Genomic DNA, 22,381 nt, shown 5'->3' on the forward strand with positions numbered 1-22,381 from the left:
GCTTTAGACCCGCCGGGCGCCCCGATCATTCGAGTCCGGCGCGGGTGGCGTCGTCCAGGGGACTCCACCACGTCAGGGGAGGGGTCACCGTGAAGCGGCGCCCGGTGATCGACGTCGGGACAATGCGGACGAAGTGGTCTTTGCGGCCCGCTTGCCAAGGGAAAAGGAGCAGCCCGACCGTATCGAGCACCTCCTGGGTCAGCTTGATGGCAACAGCGTGACCTTTCACGACCACGCTCCACGCCACCCCGGTGTCCGGGTTGACGCCGTCAGCCTCGAGCGCAACAGGTGTTTCGCCGAGGGCCGAGTGGAGCTTGGTTCCTTCTCCGGTCCGGAAAACGAGGGTGCCATGGTCAACCATGTAGTTGATCGGGAAGATGTCGGGGTGGTCTGTTACCCAGACTGCGAGGCGTCCCACCGAGACGCCTCGCATCAGTTCCCAGCATTGCTGAGGTTGCAGGACTTCTGGCTCCGGTGTTGATGGTTTCTTCGTCATGTCGGAGAGGCTACGCCCGGGCGCGAGCAGGAAACAGGGCATAAAGGCCCTCGCCTCAGAGGCGGCTGGGCGAACGCGTGACTCGGGAGTAGTCTGGCATCGGATACGCCAGCTGCCACGACACGGGTACCTGCCCCGTCTGGGCTGCACCGCTCGAAAGGCAGTAAATGAACGGCTCTCTTCCAGATCCTGTGCGGCCTGATCGTCTTCATGTCACGGGAACCCGGATCGAAGACCTGCTCAGGGACTTTCTGGCCAGGGCCGGAGAACTCTTGGATGCCCAGGAACAGATGCGGGCACTTCTGGAAGCGGTTGTGGCGGTCGCCGAAGACTTGAGCCTGGAAGCCGTGCTGGACCGAGTGGTCAATTCCGCGTGTCGGCTGCTGCATGCCCGCTACGGCGCGTTGGGTGTCATCGGTGAAAACAAATCGCTGAGCCACTTCGTCACGGTCGGCATCGACGAGGACCTTGCAAGCCGCATCGGACCGTTACCTACAGGACACGGGGTTCTCGGTCTGCTGATCAGCGAACCGGCGCCTCTTCGCCTTCATGATTTGCGCGAGCACCCGAAGTCTTACGGATTCCCCGAAAACCATCCACCGATGAAGTCTTTTCTTGGTGTCCCGGTGAGGGTCCGGGACGTCGTCTTCGGCAATCTGTACTTGACGGAAAAAGAGGGCGGTGGCGATTTCACCCCGGAAGACGAGGATCTTGCCGTGGCCTTGGCGGCTGCCGCCGGCGTGGCCATCGAGAATGCCCGCCTTTATGAGGACGCCCGCCGCCGTGCGTCCTGGCTTGAAGCATGCATGGATGTGACCGGCCGGATGCTCGGCGACGACCGGGCGGCGGAGCCGGAGAATGTGGGGCTTGACCTGATTGCCGACAGGGCGCTCCGGGAGTCGGGTTCCCAGTTGGCCCTGATCCTTGTTCCAGATGGAGGCGCAGGTTCGTACGGCGTCGCAGGTGCCGCGGGAACGGACAGCGCAAATTTCGCCGGGAGTATCCTGCCGATGGATTCCGGCGTCATCAGGTCAGTCGCCGCGACCGGGATGCCAGCCTGCTTCGACGAGGCCGGAGACATCCTGGGACCGGCTGACGGCTTGTCTCTCGGAAAGCTCCTGGCGATCGATCTCAGCGCCCAAGGCGCCCATCATGGGCTTCTGATTCTGGTTCGAGCCCCCGGAACGGGGCCGTTCGCGAAGACGGATGTGGAGATGGGCGCCGTCTTTGGCTCACACGTGGCCTTGGGCCTGGAGCTTGACCGGATTCACCGGCTCCGTGAACAGCTGGTGGTTTTCTCAGACCGGGACCGCATTGCCCGGGACCTGCACGACCTCGTCATCCAACGCCTTTTCGCTTGCGGACTCAGTATCCAGAGCCTGCGGCGGTTCACCACCGGCGAACCTGCCCTGACCCGGATCGATGCGGTCACGGCGGAACTTGATGAAACCATCAGGGACCTCCGAAACACCATCTACTCGCTACATTCTTCCGGGGAGCAGGAGTTGCTGAGCAGCCGGATACTTCAGACTGTCCGCACCGCCACCAGGTCACTGCACTTCGCCCCTCACCTGACGCTCACTGGGGCGGTCGATTCAGTGCTCGACGACGAAACAGTCACCAACGCGCTCGCGGTAATCTCCGAAGGCCTTAGCAATGCGGTCCGTCATTCCGAAGCGCAAACAATCAGCGTTTCAGTGTCGGTGGAAGACGGCATGCTGACCTTGATCATCGAAGACGACGGCAAGGGCTTCAGGGATACGGTCCCCGGAAATGGCCTGGTGAACATGCAACAGCGGGCGTCGGAATTGCGTGGTTCGTTTGAGGTGACCAGCGCCCCGACGAAGGGGACAACCGTGCTGTGGTCTGTGCCGGTCTGCTGAAATTGCCGTCCGCCGAGGCTGCGTCCGCCGGTGCGTCAGCGAACCGGTCCTCTCGGCATCTCTGTTCCATGGGCAACATAGACAGCGGCCTGGGTGCGTCGTTCGAATCCCAGCTTCGCCAACATAGAGGACACGTAGTTCTTTACGGTTTTTTCGGCGAGCTGCATTACTTCACCGATCTGCCGGTTTGTCAGGCCCTGGCCTACAAGGTCAAGGACCCGCCGCTCCTGGGGCGTCAATGAGGCGACCCTAGGGTCCACTCGCTGCGGTTCCGTGAGTCCCTGGATGATTTTCGCCTTCACTGACGAGTCAAACAGGGATTCGCCCCGCGCGGCCCGGCGAAGCGCACCTATCAGGTCGGTTCCGCCGATTTCCTTCAGGACGTACCCCGCCGCGCCGGCAAGGACGGCTCCCCGCAGGGCTTGTTCGTCGTCGTAACTGGTCAGGATCAGGCAATTCAGCGTGGGATCGACGGAGCGCACGTCACGGCAGACTTCAATGCCGGTGCCGTCGGGCAGCCGGGCGTCCAAGACTGATACGTCCGGGCGCAAAGCGGGAATGCGCCGGGCCGCTTCCTCCGCGGAACCGGACATGCCCACCACCACAAAGCCTTCGCTTTCCAGTAGTTCCTGCAGCCCCCGGCGGACAAGCTCATGATCGTCAAGGACATAGACGCGGATTGGCGGCGCGCCAGGGACCCGGGCGTCGCTTGGGGGCGATAGTGGGCGTTCCATGATCCTCCTGTCCGGCAGCCCGTGGCCGCTGTCCCGCCGGTTCGTCATGCTTGCCCGGCTATGTCATTGTTCATTGCCAGCCAACGGCAAACAAGGGCCGAAGGACCCAATCCGGGGCCATGACTTTCGGCCCTGTTTGGCCGCCCCACTTTCTGCCCATTCTTAGAGAAACTGCGGGAACGGAAAGGAACCCCATGGCCACGCGAACCGGGCACGAAAAGATCATCGTCGGCGTCGACGGCTCGGATGCCTCCGTCGAGGCCCTTCGCCAAGCGCACCGCCTCGCATCGGCACTGGGATCGAACGTCGAGGCCTGGACCTGTTGGGACTTTCCCGTGGGTCATGAGGCCTACGAAATGATGGGGCGGGATGGATTCAGCCACCAGGCATCCGAGATACTCCATGACGCTATGGCCCGGGCCTTCGGGCCGGACCTTCCCCGGAACGTCCGGACCAGGCTTGTCCTCGGCGCCGCCCGGCAGTTGCTCGTCGACGCCAGCAGGTTCGCGTCTTTGCTGGTCGTCGGACGGCGCGGCCACGGCGGATTCAAAGGCCTGCTGCTTGGTTCGGTCAGCGCGGCCTGCGTCGCGCATGCCCATTGTCCCGTTCTCGTCGTCCACGAGCTCGAAGCCGCCAGGCACCCCGAGCCCCTTCCCGGCGCAGCGGGGACGGCCATCCGAAATACCCAAACCGATCAAAGGAGCACAATCTAGATGAAGAAGTGGACCCGGGCGCAAGCCGCGTTCGCTGTGGTCCTCCTCCTTGCGCCATGGCTTGAGGCTTCACCTCCATGACAGGGGCTGCTTGGAGTGCGTGGATTCCGGGCGCGGTCGCCCTGGTCGTCACGGCCTTTGCGATCAAGCCCAGCACCGAGGAACACCGTCACCACCACGTGATGCCGGCCCCTTAGCCGTGCAATTCCCGGAACGGGCATCCGGCAACCGCCGGATGCCCGGCACTGCCGATATCGAGGAGACCAGGATGAACAACACGCACCCGGCCCGTCTGCGGTTTTTGGGGGCGACGGACACTGTCACAGGGTCCCGCTATCTCCTCGCAACCCGGGACACGCGGATCCTGGTCGACTGCGGTCTCTTCCAAGGCTTCAAACATATCCGCGACCGCAACAGGATCCCGTTTCCCGTTCCGCCCGGTTCGATCGATGCTGTGCTGCTCACCCACGCGCATTTGGACCATACCGGATACGTTCCCGCGCTTGTGCGCGACGGCTTCACCGGGCCGGTCTACGCCACCCACGGGACCAGTGAGCTATGCAAGCTACTGCTACCGGACAGTGGCCACCTCCAGGAAGAGGAAGCCCGCTACGCCGATCATCGGGGTTCCTCGGTGCATGTTCCCGCGCTTCCGGTCTACACGGCGGCCGATGCGGTCAGGTCCTTGAACGCATTCGAGCCCCGTGACTTTGACGTTCCGCTTGAAGTTGGAGATGGCATCGAGGCCACCTTCCTTCCGGCCGGACACATTCTCGGTGCCGCCCAGATCCATGTTAACGTCGATGGGCATTCCATACACTTCACCGGAGACCTGGGCCGTGCCGACGATCCGCTCATGTACCCGCCCCGGGAACTGGAGGAGGCCGACATTCTTGTCACGGAATCCACTTACGGAAACCGGAGCCACCCGGACCAGGACCCGGCGGCTTCGCTTGCTGCGGTCGTGTCCCGTGTCGCCAAACGTGGGGGAGTCATCATGATCGCCGCATTCGCCGTCGGCCGGGCAGAAACTCTGATGCTCCATCTTTCCCGGCTTCGCCGCAAGGGCCTCATTCCGGACATTCCGATCTATCTCAACAGCCCCATGGCCATTGACGCTTCCTACATGTACCGGCAACACCCCGACGAACACCGACTCCTCGTTGACGAGTTTGAAGACATGTACAAGCTGGCCACCATGACGCGTACCGCCGACGATTCCAAACTTCTCAACCTGAGGGGAGGGCCCATGATCATCATCTCGGCGAGTGGCATGCTCACAGGGGGAAGGATCCTTCACCACCTCGAGGCCTACGGTCCGGATCCGAAAAACGCCATCGTCCTCAGTGGCTACCAGGCCGGAGGAACACGCGGCGCCGATCTTGCCGCCGGAGCGAAGGAACTCAGAATCTACGGGCAGGACGTCCCCATCCAGGCCGAGGTCATACACATTGAGGGATTCTCAGCGCACGCCGATGCCGACGAAATCATCCGTTGGATGCACACGGCAAACCAGGCACCGTTCATGACGTACATCACCCACGGCGAACCCACGGCCTCCGATGCCTTGCGCCACCGCATCAAGCGCGAACTGGGCTGGAACGCCAGAGTCCCCGAACATCTTGAAGCAGTCCCGCTCGACAACCCGCTCTAGCAGCAATAAATTCCACCCACCCCGGCAAAGGAGGCCCGTGATGGCTCTCTCCGAATACGAAAAGAGGGCCCTGGAACAGATGGCCCAGGAACTCGAACGCGATGACCCGAAATTCGCGTCAAAGATGAGGTCGATGACCCAGCCGGCTAACGGGAGGCGCCTGGCGTCCGGCATCTTCACCGCACTCGCCGGATGCCTTGTCCTGCTGACCGGCGTCGCGGCCCGCGCCCCGGCTTTGGGAATCATCGGGTTCGCCATCATGGGCACGGGGGCGTACCTGGCATCTAAATGCGTCGGTTCCCTGGCGATCCGACGGCGTCCGAGCTCTTCCCCGTCCATGGGGTCGGCGGAAATGGGGTAGCGGGGTGGCCCGAATGAGCCTGCAGGACTTCCGGCCCTAACAGCCGGGGGCGAGCGGACGGACACTGAACGTGCAACGGCCGGGCACTGGCCGGAGACGACCTCAGCGAAGAACGGACATGCCATGAAGGTACCAATAGTTGTCTGTGTTGACGATTCCGGGGCGAACGAGGCCGCTGTGGCCTGGGCGATGCACCGGGCCGCGGCAATGAAGTTGCCCGTGGACCTCGTGCACGCGGTGGACGACCGGTGGACGTCACAGTCCCTTGCTTACAACGAGATGGCCAAGAAGGAGGCGAACGAGCTCTTGGGCAAGGCAAAAGCCCACGCCGCCGGCGTGGAACCTGGTGTTGATGTCCAAACACTATTGATCTCGGGGAGCCCGGGTATGCCCTCCGCAAGCGGTCCAAGAAGGCGTCGCTCTTAGTTATTGGTTCCGGCACGCGTGTCAGGCCCGGAGGTCGGCTCACCGACCGGGCGCTGCAGATCGCTGCAGTAGCACTGTGCCCTGTGGCCGTCGTCGGAGAGGGCGGGGTGACCAACCGTAAGGGGGTTCTCGTCGGGGTTGACGGTTCGGAGGAGTCGACGCAAGCGGTGGCATTCGCAGCCGCGGAAGCAGACCGTGAAGGGCAGGAGTTGACGGTGCTGCACGTTTTCCGCGCGTTTCGACCCTGGGTGAAATTGGCACGGTCGGAGGGCAACTTAGCCGAGCAATTGCTGGAAGAAGAACGGATCACACTTTCGGAAACGGTGGCCGGTCAACTGCCCATGCCGTTCTTTCCCAGTTGCCCTGTCCGACGATCATCACCCGCGTACGCCGGGTCAAGAACAGCACGTAGCGCAAGAACAGCACATAGCGCGCGATCCGGGCAACAGCCCGCCAAATCCTCCGTGGCCACGCCTGCCGAGATCGATCATGTCGGCTTCCCGGCTAGGTTCCAAAGGCACCGCAAGGCTCTGGGCCTGCCTCAGTGCCTCCAAAGAGGCTTCCGATCCATCAACACCAACAACGATCCTTGCCCTGGATGCTTCCCCGCCCATGACTTTCCTTTCCGCGATAAGGGGATTCCCTACCCGCTAGCGTGACCCGTTGCGATTCCGGTTTGTAGGGCCGAAAGTCACGGCCCGGTCCGTGACGCGCCCCCCGGAAAGGCACGGTCCAGCCGGGCGGCCGGACCGTGTGTCTTACTCCCGTGTTATCGGAATTTTGTGCGCGGAGGAGGGTTGCACCCTTTCCGGAATCGGAGCCCTCACTTCGAGGACACCGTCCTTGTACGAAGCGGAGACGTTGTCCCGTTGGACAGTGTCCGGCAGAGGCAGCCTACGGACAAAGGAGCCGTAACGAAATTCCGAGCGGTAGCTGCCCTTGTCCTTTTGTTCCGTCTTCTCCTGCCGCTCAGCCTTTATTTCAAGGAACCCGTCCCCAAGCGTGATTTCAACATCTTTCTCCGGATCGATCCCCGGCAGTTCGGCGCGAACGACCAAGGTAGTGCCTTCAACCAATTGTTCGACCCGGATCCCGGATGCTGCCACATCACCTTCGAAAAGCCGTTCGATCATCTCAATGGGTGAGCGACGGTTATCGAACCACCTGATTAAGTCCGACATTCCTGACCTCCTTGTCCTGGAATCCGGCCAGGCCAGAACCGGCCTGACCCTTCCAGAATGCGAAGCACGGGGAATGGATCCCAGAGTCTTTGGTCCCTTACGCCCCGCTTCGAAGTTCGCATTGCGGTCAAGGAGGGGACGGGGCGGCTGGATCAGGGGTCAGAATCCTGTGGCCCGTCATTGGGAGGTTGCGCTGATCACGAACCTTCGGCCACTCAGTTCCGCAGGCGTGACCCGGACCAGATGGGTTTTTGTGCCGGGTTCCCACGGAGAGAGTTCCATTGCTGCGGACTCCTGAAGTTCGTCAGCTTTCGTGACAATCTCGCCATATCCTTTGACGATTACGCTCCAAGCGATGGTGCCATAGGTGTTGAAGCCGTCGGCCTCCAACGTGATCTTTTGCCCGGCCAGGACGGCGTCCAATTTGGTGCCAGGTCCGGTCCGGAATATTACTGTTCCCTCGTCAGGCAGGTAATTGACGGGAAAGATCTCCGCATTGTCGCCACGAGCGACAGCAACCCTGCCGACGGAGGAGGAACGGAGGTACTTCCAGCACTCATGGACACTGAGTACTTCGGTGTCGGGCCTCGACTCTGAATTCTCCATAGGGCTGAGCCTACTGAGACGGTCCACACGGAAATAGAGGAATAAGTCCCCGGAACGGATACTGAAGCACCCCATGATCGGTCGATGCCGAGCGAGCCGATGGTATCGTCGGCTGACCCCCTGCATCAGTCAGTTATGTGTGCGCTTGTGCTCTGTGGGGAAGCTGGTCGAACCCCGTGTGATGAGCCGTGTAGCGAGCTCAATCCTGGGCCCGTCCGTGTTTGGGCCGATGCCTTCTCGCTGATTCGTCAAGCGCAGGAGCATGCGAAAGGCGGTCGCTCCCATTTCCTGAATAGGCTGCCTGACTGTGGTCAGTTGTGGTGTCGCCCAAGTCGCTTCGGGAACGTCATCGAATCCGACGACGCTGACGTCCCTGGGGATGTCGAGCCCGAGGTAGCGCACCGCGTCGTAGACCCCGAGAGCCATCATGTCCGATGCTGCGAAGATGGCCGTGGGCCTATCCTCCCGGTCAAGGATGTCGACGGCGAAATCGCGCGCCTCGTCGCGGTTCCAATCGGCAGCACCGACCAACCGAGGCTCGACTTGCAGGTCCATGGCCGACAGGGCGGAACGAAAACCGTCGAGGCGGGCTCGACTGTAGAGGTGATTCTTCACGCCTCCGATGAGGGCAAAATGCGTGTGCCCGAGGCTCAGGAGGTGCTCCGCCGCAATCCGTCCACCTTCCCAGTTCGCCACGCCCACGCTGGCGGCACTGCGCGGAGCAGGGCTCATCGGGTCGATGAGGACGACGGGTATGCCGGCCGCGTCGAGTGCACTCAGCTGCGTCGACGTCGGATCGACCAGGACCACGATGGCGCCGGTTGAGGGGCGGCGCAGGAGGCGGCCCACCCAGTCGCGGCCCGCGCGGGCGATCGTGAGGACCACGTCGCAGTCCGCTACCGCCGCGGCTTCTTCGACGCCGGTGAGGATGCTGTTGGGCCAGGAGCCTCCGATGTTGCTCACCACAAGGTCGACGAGGCGGGGCGCGTTCGCGGGCAGCCGCCCCACAGGTTGTGATCGCTTGGTCTTCGCGTAACCCATCTCCTGTGCGATCCGGACCACGCGCTCACGCGTTACGAAGGACACGTCTGTTGCTCCGCGGAGAACCTTTGACACTGTCGGTGTGCTGACGCCAGCCGCGGCTGCCACGTCGGCCAAGGTCGGGTTCTTCCCATCCGCCGCTGGACTGGTGTTTTTGCGCAAAAAAATTATCCTTTGATCTCTGAATGTCGATCTGTATACTCACTCTGCGCAAAACGATAATCGAAAATTGCGCAACTTTTCAAATTGCGATGACCCGGTAGCGGGTCGAGGAGGAAAGTCGATGGAGACTTCACGTCTTACTACATCGAGGCGGGGCTTCTTGGGCCTTGTCGGAACCGGCGCGGCCGTCGCCGCTCTTGCGGCTTGCTCGACCGGGGGCGGTGGCGCTGGGGCAAGTGCCAGCTTGAAGTTCTGGAACATGCCTTGGGGTACTCCCGCGTTCAACACGCTCGACAGCAAGATCACCCTTGGCTTCAAGCCGGAGTCGGGGCTTCCTGCGGCGACTTATCAGGCGATCCAATGGGCAAACTTCAACCAGACTTTCTCGTCTGCCCTCGCATCGAAGACCGGGCCGGCCATCTCCTCGGGAGGCGGAACCCCGGCTTTCCTGTTTGCTAAGCAAGGCTTCATCGCTCCCGCGGACGGCCTTATCGACAGCTGGAAATCCAATGGCATCTACGATGACTTTCTCCCTGGAGTCCTGGACACGATGAAGACCGACGCTGGATACGTCGCCGTTCCGTACAACCTTGACATGCGGGTGAATTGGTACAACAAAGAGCTCCTCGAAAAGGCGGGCGCTACTCCTCCAACCGACTGGCAGTCCTACCTCGACGCCGCAGCCGCCCTCAAGAAGATCGACGTGTACGGGTTCGCGGCGAACGGCAACGCCAGTGGCGGGAACGCCTTCCAGATGATCGTGGGCCTGATGATCAACAACGGTGGCGGCATCTTTGACGAGGAGCACAAGCCGAATCTAGTGACCGCTGCGAACATCGAAGCGCTCGAGTTCGTGCGCGAGAACGTCAGCAAGGGCTACATGGACCCCGCAGCCATCAGCTACACGGCGACGAACGCGAATTCGCAGTGGAAGGCCGAGAAGTTCGGCATGGGTTTCGACGTCCCCAACCTCGCGGCCAACGTCGGGGGAGCGGCAGCATCCCAGCTGGTCGTAAGCGATCCGCTCACTAGCGCCAGCGGGAAAAAGGGTGCCCTGTATTTCCCGAACAACATCATGATGTACAAGAACACGCCCAGCCAGAAGGGCTCGGAGGCGTTCATGACCTATTACTACCAGAACATGAAGGCCCTGTGGACCCAGAACACCGGCATCGGGCTCCCGGTGCTGAAATCAATCGCGGCTACCCCGGAATTCCAGTCGGACCCAAACGCAGTCAAGATCGTCAAGATGTGGCAGCCCATCGCCAGGACCTGGGCCGCGCCTGGCGGAACCGCCCTTTTCTCGAACATCTCTTACGTCGACAGCACACCCGCCATCTCCGACTTCGGCCAGAACGTTCTCTCAGGCAAGTCTTCGAAGGACGCACTGGCGACATTCCAGACGACGCTCACTTCGCTCATCAAGGACTGATCCATGACCTCCACGAGCATCGCCGAGAGCGTCAAACGTGCACGCCGCGGCGTCGGACCGGCCGGGGCGGGTCGCCAGCCCGGGCTGGCGACCGCCGGTCGGGCCAAGAGGCGGTTTACATCTCGGACCTGGACCCTCATAGTGTTCGCAGCACCGTCCCTCATTCTCCTTCTGCTCCTCAACGTCTACCCGCTCGTCTATGCCTTGGTTCAAGCACTCCATGACGGCACCCTTCTCGAAACCGGCCCCTTCGTCGGATTGAAGAATTTCGGCGACGTACTCGCCCAGCCCTCGTTCTGGTCAGCGACGTCCTTCACCGTCGTCTTCACGGTCGTCGGCGTGTTCGGCTCCTGGCTCGTCGGACTCGCGCTGAGCCTGCTGCTTCGCACCCACATCCCTGCGGGCGGACTGTTCAAGGTACTGCTTCTCCTGCCGTGGATCGTTCCCACGGTGGTCTCCGCGACGTCGTGGAACTGGCTGGTGGCAACACCCCAGAGCCCGCTTCCGGTGATCGCGGAGCATCTAGGCTTCGGAAACGTGCTCTTCCTGGCAGACCCGATGCTTGCGCAGGTGGTTGTCTGTCTCTTCAAAGTGTGGATTTCGTTCCCGTTCATGATGATGATGATGTCGTCCGCTCTCGCCTCAGTCGACACGAACGTCTACGAGGCGGCGAAGGTCGACGGGGCGACAGCGTGGCAGTCGTTCCGGCTGATAACGCTCCCGCTGATTGCGCGCACGACGTTTGTGTCGTGGATTCTGATGACGATCTTCTGCGTCAACGACTTCCCGACGATCTTCCTGCTCACCGGTGGCGGCCCGGCACATGCGACGACGTCGCTGGTCCTCCTCGCCTACCTCACTGTCTTCCAGAACTTCCAGACCGGCCCCGGCGTCGCCATCGCGTTCTTGATGACGTTCGTCCTCGTGGTGATCTCGGTTGTTCTTTACCGCCAGATCCGAAAGGTCAACGTCGAATGATAACGACCAGTGCTCCTCAAGAAGAAGTCCGAACGGGAGCCAGGGACAGGGCCGATACTCCTGCCGGCCGCCAGACCTCACAGGACATCCGTGAGAGAGGCAAATGGCCTCGCTTCGTCTTGATCCTGCTCATGACCGCCGTGGTCCTGGTCCCGATCGTCGCCGTCTTCGGACTGTCGCTGACACCGTCACTCGGCTCGAACGCAGAAGGCTTCACCCTCGAGAACTTCGGGAACATCTTCACGCAGACGGCCGTCCTGACCTGGCTCGGCAACAGCCTTGTCATCACCGCCTTCACGGTCGTTGTCGCCGTCGCGGTTGCGGCTCCGGCCGGTTACGTTCTGTCCAGGGCCCGCAACCGGCTCGTGTCGGGATATTCGCTCATCCTGTTCGTCGTGCAATCCCTGCCTGTCGTCACCTCGGCGATCCCGCTCTTCATCTTGTTCGCAAACCTCGGGTTGGTCGACAGCCTCTTTGGCGTCGTTATCATCTACGTAGGTGCCACGATGTCGGTCGCCATCTGGATGATGGCCGCCTACTACGATTCCATCCCCATCGCTCTTGAAGAAGCCGCCTGGATAGACGGTGCCTCGATCTTCGGTTCGTTCACCCGCATCGTCCTCCGGAACTCCCTGCCTGGAATCCTCTCAACCGCGATCTTCTCATTTCTCCTAGCCTGGAACGACTACCTCATCGCCGTCGTGTTCCTCCGGTCAGATCCGAATTACACCCTTCCGGTCGGGTTGGAGTCCTTCTTCCAGCAGAACGCCACGAACTGGGGCCTCGTCATGGCGGTCGCCGTCGTAATGATGCTCCCGCCGATCATCCTGTTCGCGTTCCTCAACAAGCACTTCTCGGTCGGCGGAATCGGCGGATCGCTTTCCAGTCGCTGAGCGACGCCCGCAAGAACGCATCAACGAACTATGTCGCCTCAAGCACGTCTTTGCCGAGAAGCCCCTTGCGCTGTCCCCGGAAGAAGCCCTCCCCATGCTGGAGCTGGCTGACTCTTTGGGACTTCGAGTCGGGAGCGCCCCCGATACCGTCCTCGGCACCGGCGTCCAAACTGCACTGGAGTTGCTCAACGCAGGTACCATCGGCGCTCCAGTAGCGGCGCAAGTTCACTGGTCCGCGCCCGGACACGAACGCTGGCACCCGTCACCACACTTCTACTACCAACCGGGCGGCGGCCCGCTATTCGATATGGGTCCCTACTACCTGACCAGCCTCGTCATGTTCTTTGGACCCGTCGTCCGCGTATCGGGAGTGGCCACAAGGTCCGAGCGTGCGCGAACCGTCGAGACCGGCCCCCTGGCAGGCACGCCGATTCCCGTGGAGATCGACACCCATGTCAGCGCCATCCTTGAGCATGCGAACGGGGTGACAACCACGATTACGGTCAGCTTCGAAGTCTGGGCTACCCGGACACCGCTCTTCGAGATCTATGGCACCGATGGCACCATCACAGTCCCGGACCCGAACCGATTCTCCGACCCTGTCGAACTGGTGACCCGGGAAGAACCGGAACGGCGCGAAGTGCCATTCTCTGCTGGCTATGAGGATGCCGGGCGAGGCTACGGTCTCGCAGACATGGCCAGGGCTATCGAGACAAACCGCCCCCATCGTGCCTCCGGGCGGGTGGCGTTCCACATCCTCGAGGTCATGGATGCCATCACCCGCGCGAGTCGGGAGCATCGGGTCATTGACGTCGACAGCACGGTCGACAGGCCGGCCGTTGTGCCCTTTGGTGCGGCACCTGACACCTGGTAGGAGCAGATCGGCTAAGCTCCGCTTGTGTGGTGAGCCTCGTGGCAAATGCAGCCTCCTAGCAGAACCTTGGCGCAGAAGTCCGGGCCCTCACCCCCACTACACTGGGATCACCCGGGCAAAGGCAAGGTGACCGGCTGTCGAGGGAGGTCCGTGATGGCAGGTCCGTTGCTTGAGACCAAACTGCATGCCCCCGGGCCACGCCGCGGTCTCGTGAGGCGCCCGAGGCTCAGCGACCGTCTGAGCCACGCCGACGAGCAAACGCTGATCCTCGTCTCAGCGCCCGCCGGCTTCGGGAAAACGACCGTGCTGACCGAGTGGTTGGCAAAAGCAACCGCCCATGGCCGATCGGTCTCCTGGCTCTCGCTCGACCAGCGGGACAACGATCCCACGCTTTTCTGGACCTACCTTGTAGCTGCGCTGGACAAGGCATCGAACGGTCTGGGCGCCAAGGCGCTCGCAACGCTCCGATCCCCGCAACCGAGCACTGATGCCTTCTTGACCACCCTGATCAACGAGTTACAGGCCGCCACGGACAGATTCATTTTGGTGCTCGACGATTACCACGTCATCGAGAATCAGGACGTGCAGGAGGGGCTTGCCTTTCTCGTCGAGAACCTGCCCGCGCAGCTGCAGCTGGTCATCGCGGGCCGTGCCGATCCGGCTTTGCCACTCCCGCGACTCAGGGCACGCGGCAGGCTCCTTGAGATCCGTGCCGCCGATCTCCGCTTCACCCCGGAGGAAGCTGGCGTCTACTTCAACGGCGTGATGGGACTGAGTCTCACCGCGCAGGATATCGCCGCCCTCGAAGGTCGGGCCGAGGGTTGGATCGCTGCGCTCCAATTGGCGGCGCTCTCGATGCAGGGACGGGAGGACGTCGCCGGCTTCATCGCGGGCTTCGCAGGCGATGACCGCTACATCGTCGATTACCTCGCGGAAGAGGTACTTCAGCGCCAGAACGACGACGTCCGGAACTTCCTGCTGCAGACCTCCATCCTGAACCGGCTCAACGGTCCGCTTTGCGACGCCGTGACCGGGCAAAACACCGGAAAAGCAACGCTCGAGTGGCTCGATCGAGGGAACCTGTTCATGGTGCCGCTCGACGACCGCCGCTGGTGGTACCGCTATCACCACCTCTTCGCCGACGTGCTACGGGCACGACTCATGGACGAGCAGCCGGGCCGCATTAGCGAACTGCATGGGCGCGCAAGCCTCTGGCACGAACAAGACGGCGACATCCCGGAAGCTATCCACCACTCAATGGCCGGCAGGGACTTTGAACGGGCCGCGGACCTGATCGAGCTCGCCATCCCCGCCATGCGCAAGGACCGCCAGGAAGCCACGCTGAGCCGCTGGCTCCAAGCGCTCCCCGGCGAAGTGATTCACGCGCGCCCTGGGCTGGGCGTTGCCTACGCCGGGGCGCTCCTCGCAAGCGGCGAGCTCACCGGCGTCGACGCCCGCCTCAAGGAGGCAGAGCAGTGGGTAAGTACGACGGCGCAAGGCGGCGACGACGGGAACCTCACCAGTTCGATCGCGATCTACCGTGCAGCGCATGCGCTCGCAGGCGGGGACACCGCCGGGGCAATAATGCACGCGACTACCGCGCTCGGCCTTGTCGGGAAGGACGATCATCTCGAGCGCGGAGCGGCATCAGGGCTGTTGGCGATCGGCCACTGGACGAACGGCGAACTGGGCGTAGCGTACGAACTGTGGTCCGATTCCTATTCCAACCTTGAAAAGGCCGGGCACAACTCGGACATGCTCGGTTGCTCCATCGCACTGGCCGACATCCGGATTACCCAAGGCCGGCTCCATGACGCAATGGCCATCTATGAGCGAGGCCTTGAGGTCGCGGGAAGGCACCCGGCGCAAACGCTCCGTGGAACGGCCGACATGCACGTAGGAATGAGCATGCTCCTTCTTGAACGCGGCGAACTTGAAGCCGCAAGGCAGCACCTGCTGGCCAGCCAGAAGTTCGGCGAGGATGCCGCGTTGCCGCAAAACCCGTACCGCGCGCGGGTCGCGATGGCCCGGGTCCTCCAAGCAGAAGGGGAAGTGGGCGGCGCGCTTGAGCAACTCAAGGAAGCGGAGCGCCTCTACGTCGGCGACTTCTTTCCCGAGGTACATCCGGTCGCGGCCGTGCGGGCGCGGGTTTGGATCTCGCACGGAAGGACGTCCGACGCTCTCCGCTGGGCGCGTGAGCGCGGCGTTTCGGCCGAAGATGAGCTCTCCTACCTGAAAGAGTTCGAGCACATCACCTTGGCCAGGGCACTCTTCGCACAGCACGAGGCAGGGCAGTCGGAGGACTATGTCGGACGGGCCATCGCGCTGCTTGACCGCCTGCTTCGGGCAGCAGAAGAAAGCGGCCGGATGGGGACCGTCGTCGAACTTCTGGTTCTTATGGCACTTGCCCACCAAAAAGAAGCGGACGACGGCGGGGCACAGGCAGCGCTGCAACGCGCGGTAGCGCTCGCGGAACCAGAGGGCTACGTTCAAGTGTTCGTCGATGAGGGTGAGGCCATGGCGAACTTGCTGGAAGCGCTCGCGAAGCAGGGGAGCGCCTCGAACTACGTAAACCGGCTCTTGGAGTCGTTCGGGACAAAGACGCGCAGAACCCGGGACCAGATCACCCCAGCACCGCAACGCTTAGTCGAGCCCCTGAGTGAACGCGAACTTCAAGTGCTTCGGCTTCTTTCCTCGGAGCTGGACGGCCCGGACATCGCGCGCGAGTTGCTCGTTTCCCTCAACACCCTCCGGACACACACCAAGAACATCTATGCCAAGCTCGGCGCGAACAACCGCCGCTCGGCCGTGCGCCGGGCCGAAGAGCTGGGTCTCTTGTCGCGAAGCCGCGACGAGCGCTAACCCAGACGGGCGGTTCGCCCGGCACTTCTTCCGAAAAGATCACCACAACAATCACCAGATGTGGTGATCCCTGCTCACCACATCTCCTTCTACCTTCAAGGCTAAAGGAAGTCATCCGCAAAGGCGGCTGAAATCCACTAAGGCAGAAGGAGGGACGATGAACGTGAGATCGGTAGGCCGGGACGAGACACCGGTCGAGTACGAGGTCCGCGTCGAAGGCCGTCTTGATTCCCGCTGGGCCGCTTGGTTCGAAGGACTGAGCCTCACCAACGAACGCGACGGAACCACCATCATTCGCACCCGGAACGTCGACCAAGCCGCGCTCCACGGTCTGCTGCAAAAGCTCCGCGACTTGGCGCTACCGCTCTTGGCAGTCAACCAAGCCGGAGCCACGCAACCCAGCCAGCCGGCGTCGAACACCCGTATCTTCATCTCCCAGAAGGACCACACCATGAAAACCACAACCCAAACCCCGACAACTGATCGTGTCCGGATGGACCCGCTGCGGAAGACCGCGATGGTCGCAGGAATCCTGTACCTGGTCACCTTCGTCAGTTCGATCCCGGCACTGTTCCTGATTTCCCCCGTCCTGAACGATCCGCACTACATCACGGGCTCCGGTGCCGACTCAACCGTCATCTTCGGCTGCCTCCTCGATCTCGTCAACGCGGTTTCCGCCGTGGGCACCGCCGTCGCACTGTTTCCTGTCGTCAAACGGCAGAACGAGGGCATCGCGCTCGGCTTCGTCACCGCACGGATGTTTGAAGCCGCGGTCATTATGATCGGCGTCGTCAGTCTCCTGGCTGTGGTCACTCTGCGCCAGAAGGGCGGAGCGGACCCGGCCTTGGTTCCCGTGGGCCAGGCGCTCGTGGCAGTCCGTGACTGGACGTTCATTCTTGGGCCGAGCCTGGTTCCGGGGGTGAGCGGGCTGCTGCTCGGATACCTGATGTATCGTTCGGGGCTCGTGCCGCGCGTCATTCCCCTGCTTGGACTGATCGGCGGCCCGCTGCTGCTTTTGTCGACGATCTCAACGATGTTCGGTATCAACCAGGGGATCTCGGTGTGGTCGGGACTCGCAACCTTGCCGATCTTTGTCTGGGAGTTGTCGCTGGGCGTGTGGATGGCGGTCAAGGGCTTCAAGCCGTCGCCCATCACCACCGGGCAAGTGCGCGCAGCCTGAGGGCCTACAAACTCCACGTAATGAGTCCCGCGGCCAGACTGGCCGCGGGACCCATCGCGTTGCAGGACGCCGGCCAGTCCGAAGTTCAATACCGGAGGAATGAGCCTCGGCAAGTTCAACGCCGACGTAAGACTTATGCCGATTGATGATGTCAGGCGTCGCTGTGGGCGAGGTTGCTGGAGAGTTCGCGGTGGGCGTTGGCTTGGTCCTGGAGTTCCTTGGCCCGGGAGTCGAATAGCCCGACGGCGTCGGCGCCGGCGGCGAAGCGCAGGGGTGGCTGCTCCAGTTCGGCGAGTTGGATCAGGGCGTCGGCGAGTTTGGCGGGGTCTCCGCCCTGCAGCCCGTTCATGCTCTTCCATGACGTGACGGTCTGTTCGGTGCGTTGGGCGTAGTCCTCGATGATGGATTCGGCGTAGCGTGTGGATTCGGGGGTGAGCAGTTCGGTGCGGAAGAACCCCGGTTCGACGAGCATGGTACGGATCCCGAAGGGTGCGATTTCGGGGGCCAAGGACTCGGCCCAGCCTTCGACGCCGAACTTGGACGCGGCGTAGGCGCTCAGGAACTCCCCGCCGGCGATGCCGGCGGTCGAGGAGATCGTGACGACCAGGCCCGAGCGTTGGGCGCGCAGGATCGGCAGGGCCGCGCGGGTGACGTTCATGGGCCCGAACATCGTGGTTTCGATTTGTGCCCGGAAGTCTTCGGGGGTGATTTCTTCGAAGAATCCGGCGTAGAAGTTGCCCGCATTGTTGACGAGAACGTCGATCCGGCCGAAGCGGTCGACGGCGGCCTGCACGGCCGCTGTTGCGTCGGCGGGATCGGTGACGTCCAGTTTCACGGCGAGCAGGTCCTTGTTTTCGCCGATGGCCTGGGCGACTTTTTCGGGGTTGCGGCCGGTGGCGACGACCGCGTGGCCGGCGGCCAGGGCCGCCTTCGCGATGTCGGTGCCCATGCCGCGGCCGGCGCCGGTGATGAACCAGACTTTTTTCCCGGTCATGTTTTCCTTCTGCTCATTCATGGTTCTGTCTTTCCTGGGTTGGGTGTTCCCGGTTCCGCGGGGGAGCGCAGCTCGGGGAAGGTGGATCCGCCGGCGGGGGTGCCGGTGGTGGTTCCGGGAGGCGATGCCGCCCAGCTGGCGAGGAAGGCCAGCGCGTTTTCGGACGCGGAGCCGGGCTCCGCGGTGAAGGTGAACAGGGTCTGACCCTCGTCTCCGGGAAGGTCCAGCGTCTCGAACTGCAGGGATATGTCCCCGGCGATCGGGTGGTGGAAACGCTTGGTGCCCGCGGTGTGGATCCGTACATCGTGCCCGGCCCACAGGGCCGCGAACAGTCCGCTGCGGGTGGTCAGTTCCCCGACCAGCTCGTTCAGGGCCCGGTCGTCGGGGTTCCGGCCGGATTCGGAGCGCAGCATCGCGACCGTGGTGGCCGCGATAGCGCGCCAATCAGGATAGAAGTCTCCCGCGCCAGGATCGAGGAAGAGATAGCGGGCCTGGTTCGGCAACCGGGCTGGGGTCCCCGGTCCCGACTGTCCGGCGGGGCTGAGCTGTGCTGCTGAGTTCAACTGTGCGGCGGAGCTGAGCACGGGCCCGTACAGCGCCCGGCCCAGCAGGTTCGCGGCCAGCACGTCCGAGCGGCCGTTCTGGACGATGGCGACCGCTCCGGTCATCCCGTCCAGCAGACGGAGCACGCCGGGACGGACTCTCTGCTGCGGTGGCCGGCGGGGAGCACGCGGCGACGGCGCGTTGGCCGTCCTTGCCAGATCCATCAGGTGCGCCCGCTCGGCCTCGTCCAACTGAAGGGCCGATGACACGGCCTCGAGCACGGCCTCGGAGACGCCGCGGATACTGCCGCGTTCCAGGCGGGTGTAGTAATCCGTGCTCACCCCGGCGAGATGCGCCACTTCCTCACGGCGCAGCCCCGGCACCCGGCGCAGTGCCCTGTAGCTGGGGATGCCGGCCTGTTCCGGGCTGATCTTCGCCCGACGCGAGATCAGGAATTCACGGATTTCGTCTCTTCTGTCCACATCCACCACGCTACGCAGCCGCGCCGGCCGGTGGCAGTGTCCACCAGACACCCCCAAACCGGCCCGGAACATCAGGGCCACCTACATTGCGGGCGTTCAGAAGGGTCGTTGCTAAGTCGCTATGCGGGCTTGGGGCGGGCGCGTACGTGCATCCGCTCGCCCTGCTGTCCAAACAGGCTGATGAATTCGACGGTTTTTCCGTCGGCGCTGGCGAACCAGTGGGGTGTGCGGGTGTCGAATTCCGCGGCTTCGCCAGCCCGGAGTTCGAAGTCTTTGTCGCCCAGCACCAGGCGCAGCCGTCCGTTGAGGATGTAAAGCCATTCGTAGCCTTCGTGAACACGCGGATCGGGCTCTGACCCACGGGCATCACCAGCGAGGACCATCTTGAAGGCCTGCAAACCGCCCGGCCGGCGCGTGAGGGGAACAGCCGTCATGCCGCCATGGGTGATGGGCCGCAGGTGAATTCTCGGATCCCCGGTGGGCGGGGCGCCGACCAGGTCATCAAGGGGAACGCCGTACAACCTCGCCAGGGGCAGCAGAATTTCGAGGTTTGGTCTGCGTTGGCCGGATTCCAGGCGGGACAGGGTGCTCACCGATACTCCGGCTGCGGAGGACACCTCTCCGAGGGTGAGGTCCCGTTCCGTGCGGAGTGCCCGAAGCCGGGACCCGACAGCCCCGAGAACGTCGTCAAGCTCGTTTGCCATACGCGTAGTTTGCCATAACAGCAACAGAGTTTGCCAGTTTCCGTGCATGAGATGAAAGCTGGTGTTGCCACGCAGGGACGCTCGCGGCGGACTTTCAGGACACGATGGAGGGCAAATCATTATGGACACCACACAGTACGACGTTGTGATTATCGGGGGCGGCGCCGCGGGGCTCAGCGCGGCCACGACGCTGAGCCGCGCGCTGCGCTCGGTCCTGGTCATCGATTCCGGAGCGCCACGCAACGCACCCGCGGCGGGTGTGCACGGGTTTCTTTCGAGGGACGGGATGAACCCCTGGGAACTCCTGTCCATCGGACGCAGCGAAGTGCTCTCCTACGGAGGAACGGTCATTGACGGCGAAACCGTTTCGGCACGGCGCACTACCGATGGATTCGAGGTGATCCTCGGTGATGCACGCCGGTTCTCCGGCAGGCGCCTCCTGGTCACCACTGGTTTGACTGACGGGCTGCCTTCCATCGACGGCCTGCGGGAGCAATGGGGAAAGGGTGTCGTGCATTGCCCCTACTGCCATGGCTGGGAAATCCGCGGGAAACGGATCGGGGTGCTGGGCACTGGCCCAATGTCCTTCCATCAGGCACTGTTGTTCAGGCAGTGGTCCCCGAATATCACCCTTTTCCTCAATGACACCGTGGAACCCACAGACGAAGAGTGGGACAAGCTCGGCGCCCGGTCGATAGCAGTCGTCGACGGCGCCGTGGCCTCTGTTGACGCTGTCGACGGCGTCCTCACGGGCCTCACGCTCCGCCAGGGCTCCTCGTTCGAAATACAGGCCCTGGCTCTCGGTACACGGATGGAGGCCAGGTCCGAGCTTCTGGAATCACTCGGGCTAAGTAACCAGGTGCACCCCATGGGGGTGGGGCGGTTTATCGAGACCGACGCTGCGGGTGCGACGGCCGTCCAGGGTGTGTATGCAGCAGGCAACGTCTCCAATTTGATGGCCCAAGTGATCACCGCGGCGGCCGAGGGCGTCATGACCGGCGCACGGATCAACGCCGATCTCATTGAAGAGGAAACCCGGTGGGCCGTTGAAGGGCAGTTCGGCCCCTTCTCGGCGGCCTCGGAAGCAGCCGTTTCTACGATCGTGCTGGGTCATCGACAGCATGGTCTTGACGACGGGCCGAAAGCGGCCGAGTCACCGTCGTCGTGCCAGTGATGTCAGTTCGTGGGCTCCGTAGCTGTTGTCCTCGGGGTTGACTGTCACACCGGGTGCGACGAGCTTGTCGATGCGGTTCAGCACGTCGGTGCTCAGGGTGATGTCCGCGGCAGGCAGGTAGCACTCGAGCTGTTCCATGGTGCGCGGTCCGACGATGGCGGCCGTGACGCCGGGGTGGTTGATCACGAACGCGATGGCCAGCTCGATGAGCGTCAGTCCGGTTTGTTCGGCGAGCTGGGCGAGTTCTTCGACGATGTCGAGCTTGCGCTGGTTCGCCGGACTGCTCATATCGAATCGGGCGTTCGGGCGTGCGGAAGAGGTGGGTGTGGAGGCGGAGTCTTTGCGCCAGCGCCCTGAAAGCCAGCCGCCGCTGAGCGGGCTGTAGGTGAGGGTGCCCATGCCGTGGCGCTGGACCGTCGGAAGAACGTCTTCTTCGATGCCGCGGACCAGGATCGAATACGGCGGCTGCTCGGTGACGAAGCGTTCCAGGTTCCGTTCCCGGGATGCCCACTGGGCTTCGACGATCTGGGATCCGGAGTTCGACGAGGAGCCGATGTAACGGACTTTGCCTTGGCGGACGAGGTCGGTGAGCGCGCCGAGGGTCTCCTCGACGTCGGTGTCCGGGCTGGGCCGGTGGACCTGGTAGAGGTCGATGTAGTCGGTGTTCAAGCGGCGGAGGGAGTTCTCGACCTCGTGGATGATCCAGCGACGGGAGCCGCCGCGCTGGTTGGGGTCCTCGCTCATGGGCATGAAGAACTTCGTGGCCAGGAACACCTCGTCGCGGCGCGCGTCCAGTGCCTGCCCGACGATTTCCTCGGATGCCCCGCCCGAGTAGACGTCGGCGGTGTCGATGAAGTTGATGCCCGCGTCGAGGGCGCGGTGGATGATTCGGATTGAATCGGCGGTGTCGTTGTTGCCCCAGGGGCCGAACATCATCGCACCGAGACACAAAGGGCTGACTTGCACACCTGTGCGGCCGAGGGGACGGTATTCCATGGTGTTCCTTCT

Annotated in this window: 22 protein-coding genes; 12 read left to right on the forward strand and 10 right to left on the reverse strand. The window is 63.0% G+C overall.

The window, feature by feature from the left end:
* Nucleotides 1-25: 25 nt before the first annotated feature.
* The gene (locus tag ACSKT0_RS11325; RefSeq protein WP_437773832.1) at nucleotides 26-496 is read right to left on the reverse strand and encodes a pyridoxamine 5'-phosphate oxidase family protein; all 471 of its coding nucleotides are present in this window, start codon (nucleotides 494-496) and stop codon (nucleotides 26-28) included.
* Between the two features lie 167 nt (nucleotides 497-663).
* On the opposite strand from ACSKT0_RS11325, the gene ACSKT0_RS11330 reads away from it, so the two are divergent.
* Nucleotides 664-2,379, forward strand: a complete 1,716-nt coding sequence (locus ACSKT0_RS11330) for a GAF domain-containing protein (RefSeq protein ID WP_437773833.1) — start codon at nucleotides 664-666, stop codon at nucleotides 2,377-2,379.
* Between the two features lie 35 nt (nucleotides 2,380-2,414).
* On the opposite strand, the gene ACSKT0_RS11335 is transcribed toward ACSKT0_RS11330, so the two are convergent.
* A complete protein-coding gene (locus ACSKT0_RS11335) occupies nucleotides 2,415-3,113 on the reverse strand; it encodes a response regulator (protein WP_437773834.1) in 699 nt (232 codons plus the stop codon).
* 194 nt (nucleotides 3,114-3,307) lie between these two features.
* Between ACSKT0_RS11335 and ACSKT0_RS11340 the strand changes: the two genes are divergently transcribed.
* The 4 genes from ACSKT0_RS11340 to ACSKT0_RS11355 all read left to right on the forward strand — a co-directional run bounded on the left by ACSKT0_RS11340 (nucleotide 3,308) and on the right by ACSKT0_RS11355 (nucleotide 6,267).
* A complete protein-coding gene (locus tag ACSKT0_RS11340) occupies nucleotides 3,308-3,826 on the forward strand; it encodes a universal stress protein (RefSeq protein ID WP_437773835.1) in 519 nt (172 codons plus the stop codon).
* Nucleotides 3,827-4,094: 268 nt separating this feature from the next.
* Nucleotides 4,095-5,480, forward strand: a complete 1,386-nt coding sequence (locus tag ACSKT0_RS11345) for an MBL fold metallo-hydrolase RNA specificity domain-containing protein (RefSeq protein WP_437773836.1) — start codon at nucleotides 4,095-4,097, stop codon at nucleotides 5,478-5,480.
* Between the two features lie 40 nt (nucleotides 5,481-5,520).
* A complete protein-coding gene (locus ACSKT0_RS11350; RefSeq protein WP_437773837.1) occupies nucleotides 5,521-5,841 on the forward strand; it encodes a DUF3040 domain-containing protein in 321 nt (106 codons plus the stop codon).
* A gap of 123 nt (nucleotides 5,842-5,964) precedes the next feature.
* On the forward strand, nucleotides 5,965-6,267 hold the full coding sequence (locus ACSKT0_RS11355) for a universal stress protein (RefSeq protein WP_437773838.1): 303 nt from the start codon (nucleotides 5,965-5,967) through the stop codon (nucleotides 6,265-6,267).
* A 395-nt stretch (nucleotides 6,268-6,662) separates the two neighbouring features.
* Here the strand turns inward: ACSKT0_RS11355 and ACSKT0_RS11360 are convergent, their stop codons facing one another.
* The 4 genes from ACSKT0_RS11360 to ACSKT0_RS11375 form a co-directional block, all read right to left on the reverse strand.
* Complete coding sequence (locus tag ACSKT0_RS11360) at nucleotides 6,663-6,881, reverse strand: hypothetical protein (RefSeq protein ID WP_437774015.1); 219 nt, start codon at nucleotides 6,879-6,881, stop codon at nucleotides 6,663-6,665.
* A 144-nt stretch (nucleotides 6,882-7,025) separates the two neighbouring features.
* A complete protein-coding gene (locus ACSKT0_RS11365; protein ID WP_437773839.1) occupies nucleotides 7,026-7,448 on the reverse strand; it encodes an Hsp20/alpha crystallin family protein in 423 nt (140 codons plus the stop codon).
* 177 nt (nucleotides 7,449-7,625) lie between these two features.
* Entirely contained in the window at nucleotides 7,626-8,054 is a 429-nt protein-coding gene (locus ACSKT0_RS11370; RefSeq protein WP_437773840.1) for a pyridoxamine 5'-phosphate oxidase family protein, read from the reverse strand.
* Between the two features lie 129 nt (nucleotides 8,055-8,183).
* Entirely contained in the window at nucleotides 8,184-9,257 is a 1,074-nt protein-coding gene (locus ACSKT0_RS11375; protein ID WP_437773841.1) for a LacI family DNA-binding transcriptional regulator, read from the reverse strand.
* Nucleotides 9,258-9,378: 121 nt separating this feature from the next.
* On the opposite strand from ACSKT0_RS11375, the gene ACSKT0_RS11380 reads away from it, so the two are divergent.
* The 6 genes from ACSKT0_RS11380 (at nucleotide 9,379) to ACSKT0_RS11405 (ending at nucleotide 17,476) form a co-directional block, all read left to right on the forward strand.
* Nucleotides 9,379-10,689 (forward strand): ABC transporter substrate-binding protein, encoded by a 1,311-nt coding sequence (locus ACSKT0_RS11380; RefSeq protein WP_437773842.1) that lies wholly within the window; start codon nucleotides 9,379-9,381, stop codon nucleotides 10,687-10,689.
* A gap of 3 nt (nucleotides 10,690-10,692) precedes the next feature.
* Nucleotides 10,693-11,667, forward strand: a complete 975-nt coding sequence (locus ACSKT0_RS11385; RefSeq protein ID WP_437773843.1) for a carbohydrate ABC transporter permease — start codon at nucleotides 10,693-10,695, stop codon at nucleotides 11,665-11,667.
* Nucleotides 11,664-12,560, forward strand: a complete 897-nt coding sequence (locus ACSKT0_RS11390; RefSeq protein ID WP_437773844.1) for a carbohydrate ABC transporter permease — start codon at nucleotides 11,664-11,666, stop codon at nucleotides 12,558-12,560. Before ACSKT0_RS11385 ends, ACSKT0_RS11390 begins: the two co-directional genes overlap by 4 nt.
* A gap of 94 nt (nucleotides 12,561-12,654) precedes the next feature.
* Nucleotides 12,655-13,434 carry a Gfo/Idh/MocA family protein gene (locus ACSKT0_RS11395; RefSeq protein WP_437773845.1) on the forward strand — a complete coding sequence of 260 codons (780 nt, stop codon included), beginning with the start codon at nucleotides 12,655-12,657 and terminating at the stop codon, nucleotides 13,432-13,434.
* Between the two features lie 153 nt (nucleotides 13,435-13,587).
* Nucleotides 13,588-16,296 carry a LuxR C-terminal-related transcriptional regulator gene (locus ACSKT0_RS11400; protein ID WP_437773846.1) on the forward strand — a complete coding sequence of 903 codons (2,709 nt, stop codon included), beginning with the start codon at nucleotides 13,588-13,590 and terminating at the stop codon, nucleotides 16,294-16,296.
* A 157-nt stretch (nucleotides 16,297-16,453) separates the two neighbouring features.
* Nucleotides 16,454-17,476, forward strand: a complete 1,023-nt coding sequence (locus tag ACSKT0_RS11405; protein WP_437773847.1) for a DUF4386 domain-containing protein — start codon at nucleotides 16,454-16,456, stop codon at nucleotides 17,474-17,476.
* A gap of 151 nt (nucleotides 17,477-17,627) precedes the next feature.
* On the opposite strand, the gene ACSKT0_RS11410 is transcribed toward ACSKT0_RS11405, so the two are convergent.
* From ACSKT0_RS11410 to ACSKT0_RS11420, 3 genes are all read right to left on the reverse strand, one after another.
* Entirely contained in the window at nucleotides 17,628-18,491 is an 864-nt protein-coding gene (locus ACSKT0_RS11410; RefSeq protein ID WP_437773848.1) for an SDR family oxidoreductase, read from the reverse strand.
* The gene (locus ACSKT0_RS11415) at nucleotides 18,488-19,495 is read right to left on the reverse strand and encodes a helix-turn-helix transcriptional regulator (RefSeq protein WP_437773849.1); all 1,008 of its coding nucleotides are present in this window, start codon (nucleotides 19,493-19,495) and stop codon (nucleotides 18,488-18,490) included. The genes ACSKT0_RS11410 and ACSKT0_RS11415 overlap by 4 nt, the downstream gene beginning before the upstream one ends.
* Before the next feature lie 119 nt (nucleotides 19,496-19,614).
* Nucleotides 19,615-20,199, reverse strand: a complete 585-nt coding sequence (locus ACSKT0_RS11420) for a helix-turn-helix domain-containing protein (protein ID WP_437773850.1) — start codon at nucleotides 20,197-20,199, stop codon at nucleotides 19,615-19,617.
* Between the two features lie 121 nt (nucleotides 20,200-20,320).
* Between ACSKT0_RS11420 and ACSKT0_RS11425 the strand changes: the two genes are divergently transcribed.
* Nucleotides 20,321-21,373, forward strand: a complete 1,053-nt coding sequence (locus tag ACSKT0_RS11425) for an NAD(P)/FAD-dependent oxidoreductase (protein ID WP_437773851.1) — start codon at nucleotides 20,321-20,323, stop codon at nucleotides 21,371-21,373.
* On the opposite strand, the gene ACSKT0_RS11430 is transcribed toward ACSKT0_RS11425, so the two are convergent.
* A complete protein-coding gene (locus ACSKT0_RS11430; protein ID WP_437773852.1) occupies nucleotides 21,353-22,369 on the reverse strand; it encodes an aldo/keto reductase in 1,017 nt (338 codons plus the stop codon). The genes ACSKT0_RS11425 and ACSKT0_RS11430 overlap by 21 nt on opposite strands.
* Between the last annotated feature and the right edge of the window lie 12 nt (nucleotides 22,370-22,381).

It is taken from the genome of Arthrobacter sp. KNU40 (genome assembly GCF_051515115.1).
Classification (GTDB): Bacteria; Actinomycetota; Actinomycetes; order Actinomycetales; family Micrococcaceae; genus Arthrobacter.

What these genes read in the sequence shown, in the direction of transcription:
- ACSKT0_RS11385 (WP_437773843.1), top strand. Translation starts at nt 10,693, where the DNA reads ATGACCTCCACGAGCATCGCCGAGAGCGTCAAACGTGCACGCCGCGGC.
- ACSKT0_RS11340 (WP_437773835.1), top strand. Translation starts at nt 3,308, where the DNA reads ATGGCCACGCGAACCGGGCACGAAAAGATCATCGTCGGCGTCGACGGC.
- ACSKT0_RS11400 (WP_437773846.1), top strand. Translation starts at nt 13,588, where the DNA reads ATGGCAGGTCCGTTGCTTGAGACCAAACTGCATGCCCCCGGGCCACGC.
- ACSKT0_RS11345 (WP_437773836.1), top strand. Translation starts at nt 4,095, where the DNA reads ATGAACAACACGCACCCGGCCCGTCTGCGGTTTTTGGGGGCGACGGAC.
- ACSKT0_RS11425 (WP_437773851.1), top strand. Translation starts at nt 20,321, where the DNA reads ATGGACACCACACAGTACGACGTTGTGATTATCGGGGGCGGCGCCGCG.
- ACSKT0_RS11420 (WP_437773850.1), bottom strand. Translation starts at nt 20,199, where the DNA reads ATGGCAAACGAGCTTGACGACGTTCTCGGGGCTGTCGGGTCCCGGCTT.
- ACSKT0_RS11355 (WP_437773838.1), top strand. Translation starts at nt 5,965, where the DNA reads ATGAAGGTACCAATAGTTGTCTGTGTTGACGATTCCGGGGCGAACGAG.
- ACSKT0_RS11405 (WP_437773847.1), top strand. Translation starts at nt 16,454, where the DNA reads ATGAACGTGAGATCGGTAGGCCGGGACGAGACACCGGTCGAGTACGAG.
- ACSKT0_RS11325 (WP_437773832.1), bottom strand. Translation starts at nt 496, where the DNA reads ATGACGAAGAAACCATCAACACCGGAGCCAGAAGTCCTGCAACCTCAG.
- ACSKT0_RS11360 (WP_437774015.1), bottom strand. Translation starts at nt 6,881, where the DNA reads ATGGGCGGGGAAGCATCCAGGGCAAGGATCGTTGTTGGTGTTGATGGA.
- ACSKT0_RS11330 (WP_437773833.1), top strand. Translation starts at nt 664, where the DNA reads ATGAACGGCTCTCTTCCAGATCCTGTGCGGCCTGATCGTCTTCATGTC.
- ACSKT0_RS11365 (WP_437773839.1), bottom strand. Translation starts at nt 7,448, where the DNA reads ATGTCGGACTTAATCAGGTGGTTCGATAACCGTCGCTCACCCATTGAG.
- ACSKT0_RS11430 (WP_437773852.1), bottom strand. Translation starts at nt 22,369, where the DNA reads ATGGAATACCGTCCCCTCGGCCGCACAGGTGTGCAAGTCAGCCCTTTG.
- ACSKT0_RS11395 (WP_437773845.1), top strand. Translation starts at nt 12,655, where the DNA reads ATGCTGGAGCTGGCTGACTCTTTGGGACTTCGAGTCGGGAGCGCCCCC.
- ACSKT0_RS11410 (WP_437773848.1), bottom strand. Translation starts at nt 18,491, where the DNA reads ATGAATGAGCAGAAGGAAAACATGACCGGGAAAAAAGTCTGGTTCATC.
- ACSKT0_RS11390 (WP_437773844.1), top strand. Translation starts at nt 11,664, where the DNA reads ATGATAACGACCAGTGCTCCTCAAGAAGAAGTCCGAACGGGAGCCAGG.
- ACSKT0_RS11350 (WP_437773837.1), top strand. Translation starts at nt 5,521, where the DNA reads ATGGCTCTCTCCGAATACGAAAAGAGGGCCCTGGAACAGATGGCCCAG.
- ACSKT0_RS11380 (WP_437773842.1), top strand. Translation starts at nt 9,379, where the DNA reads ATGGAGACTTCACGTCTTACTACATCGAGGCGGGGCTTCTTGGGCCTT.
- ACSKT0_RS11370 (WP_437773840.1), bottom strand. Translation starts at nt 8,054, where the DNA reads ATGGAGAATTCAGAGTCGAGGCCCGACACCGAAGTACTCAGTGTCCAT.
- ACSKT0_RS11335 (WP_437773834.1), bottom strand. Translation starts at nt 3,113, where the DNA reads ATGGAACGCCCACTATCGCCCCCAAGCGACGCCCGGGTCCCTGGCGCG.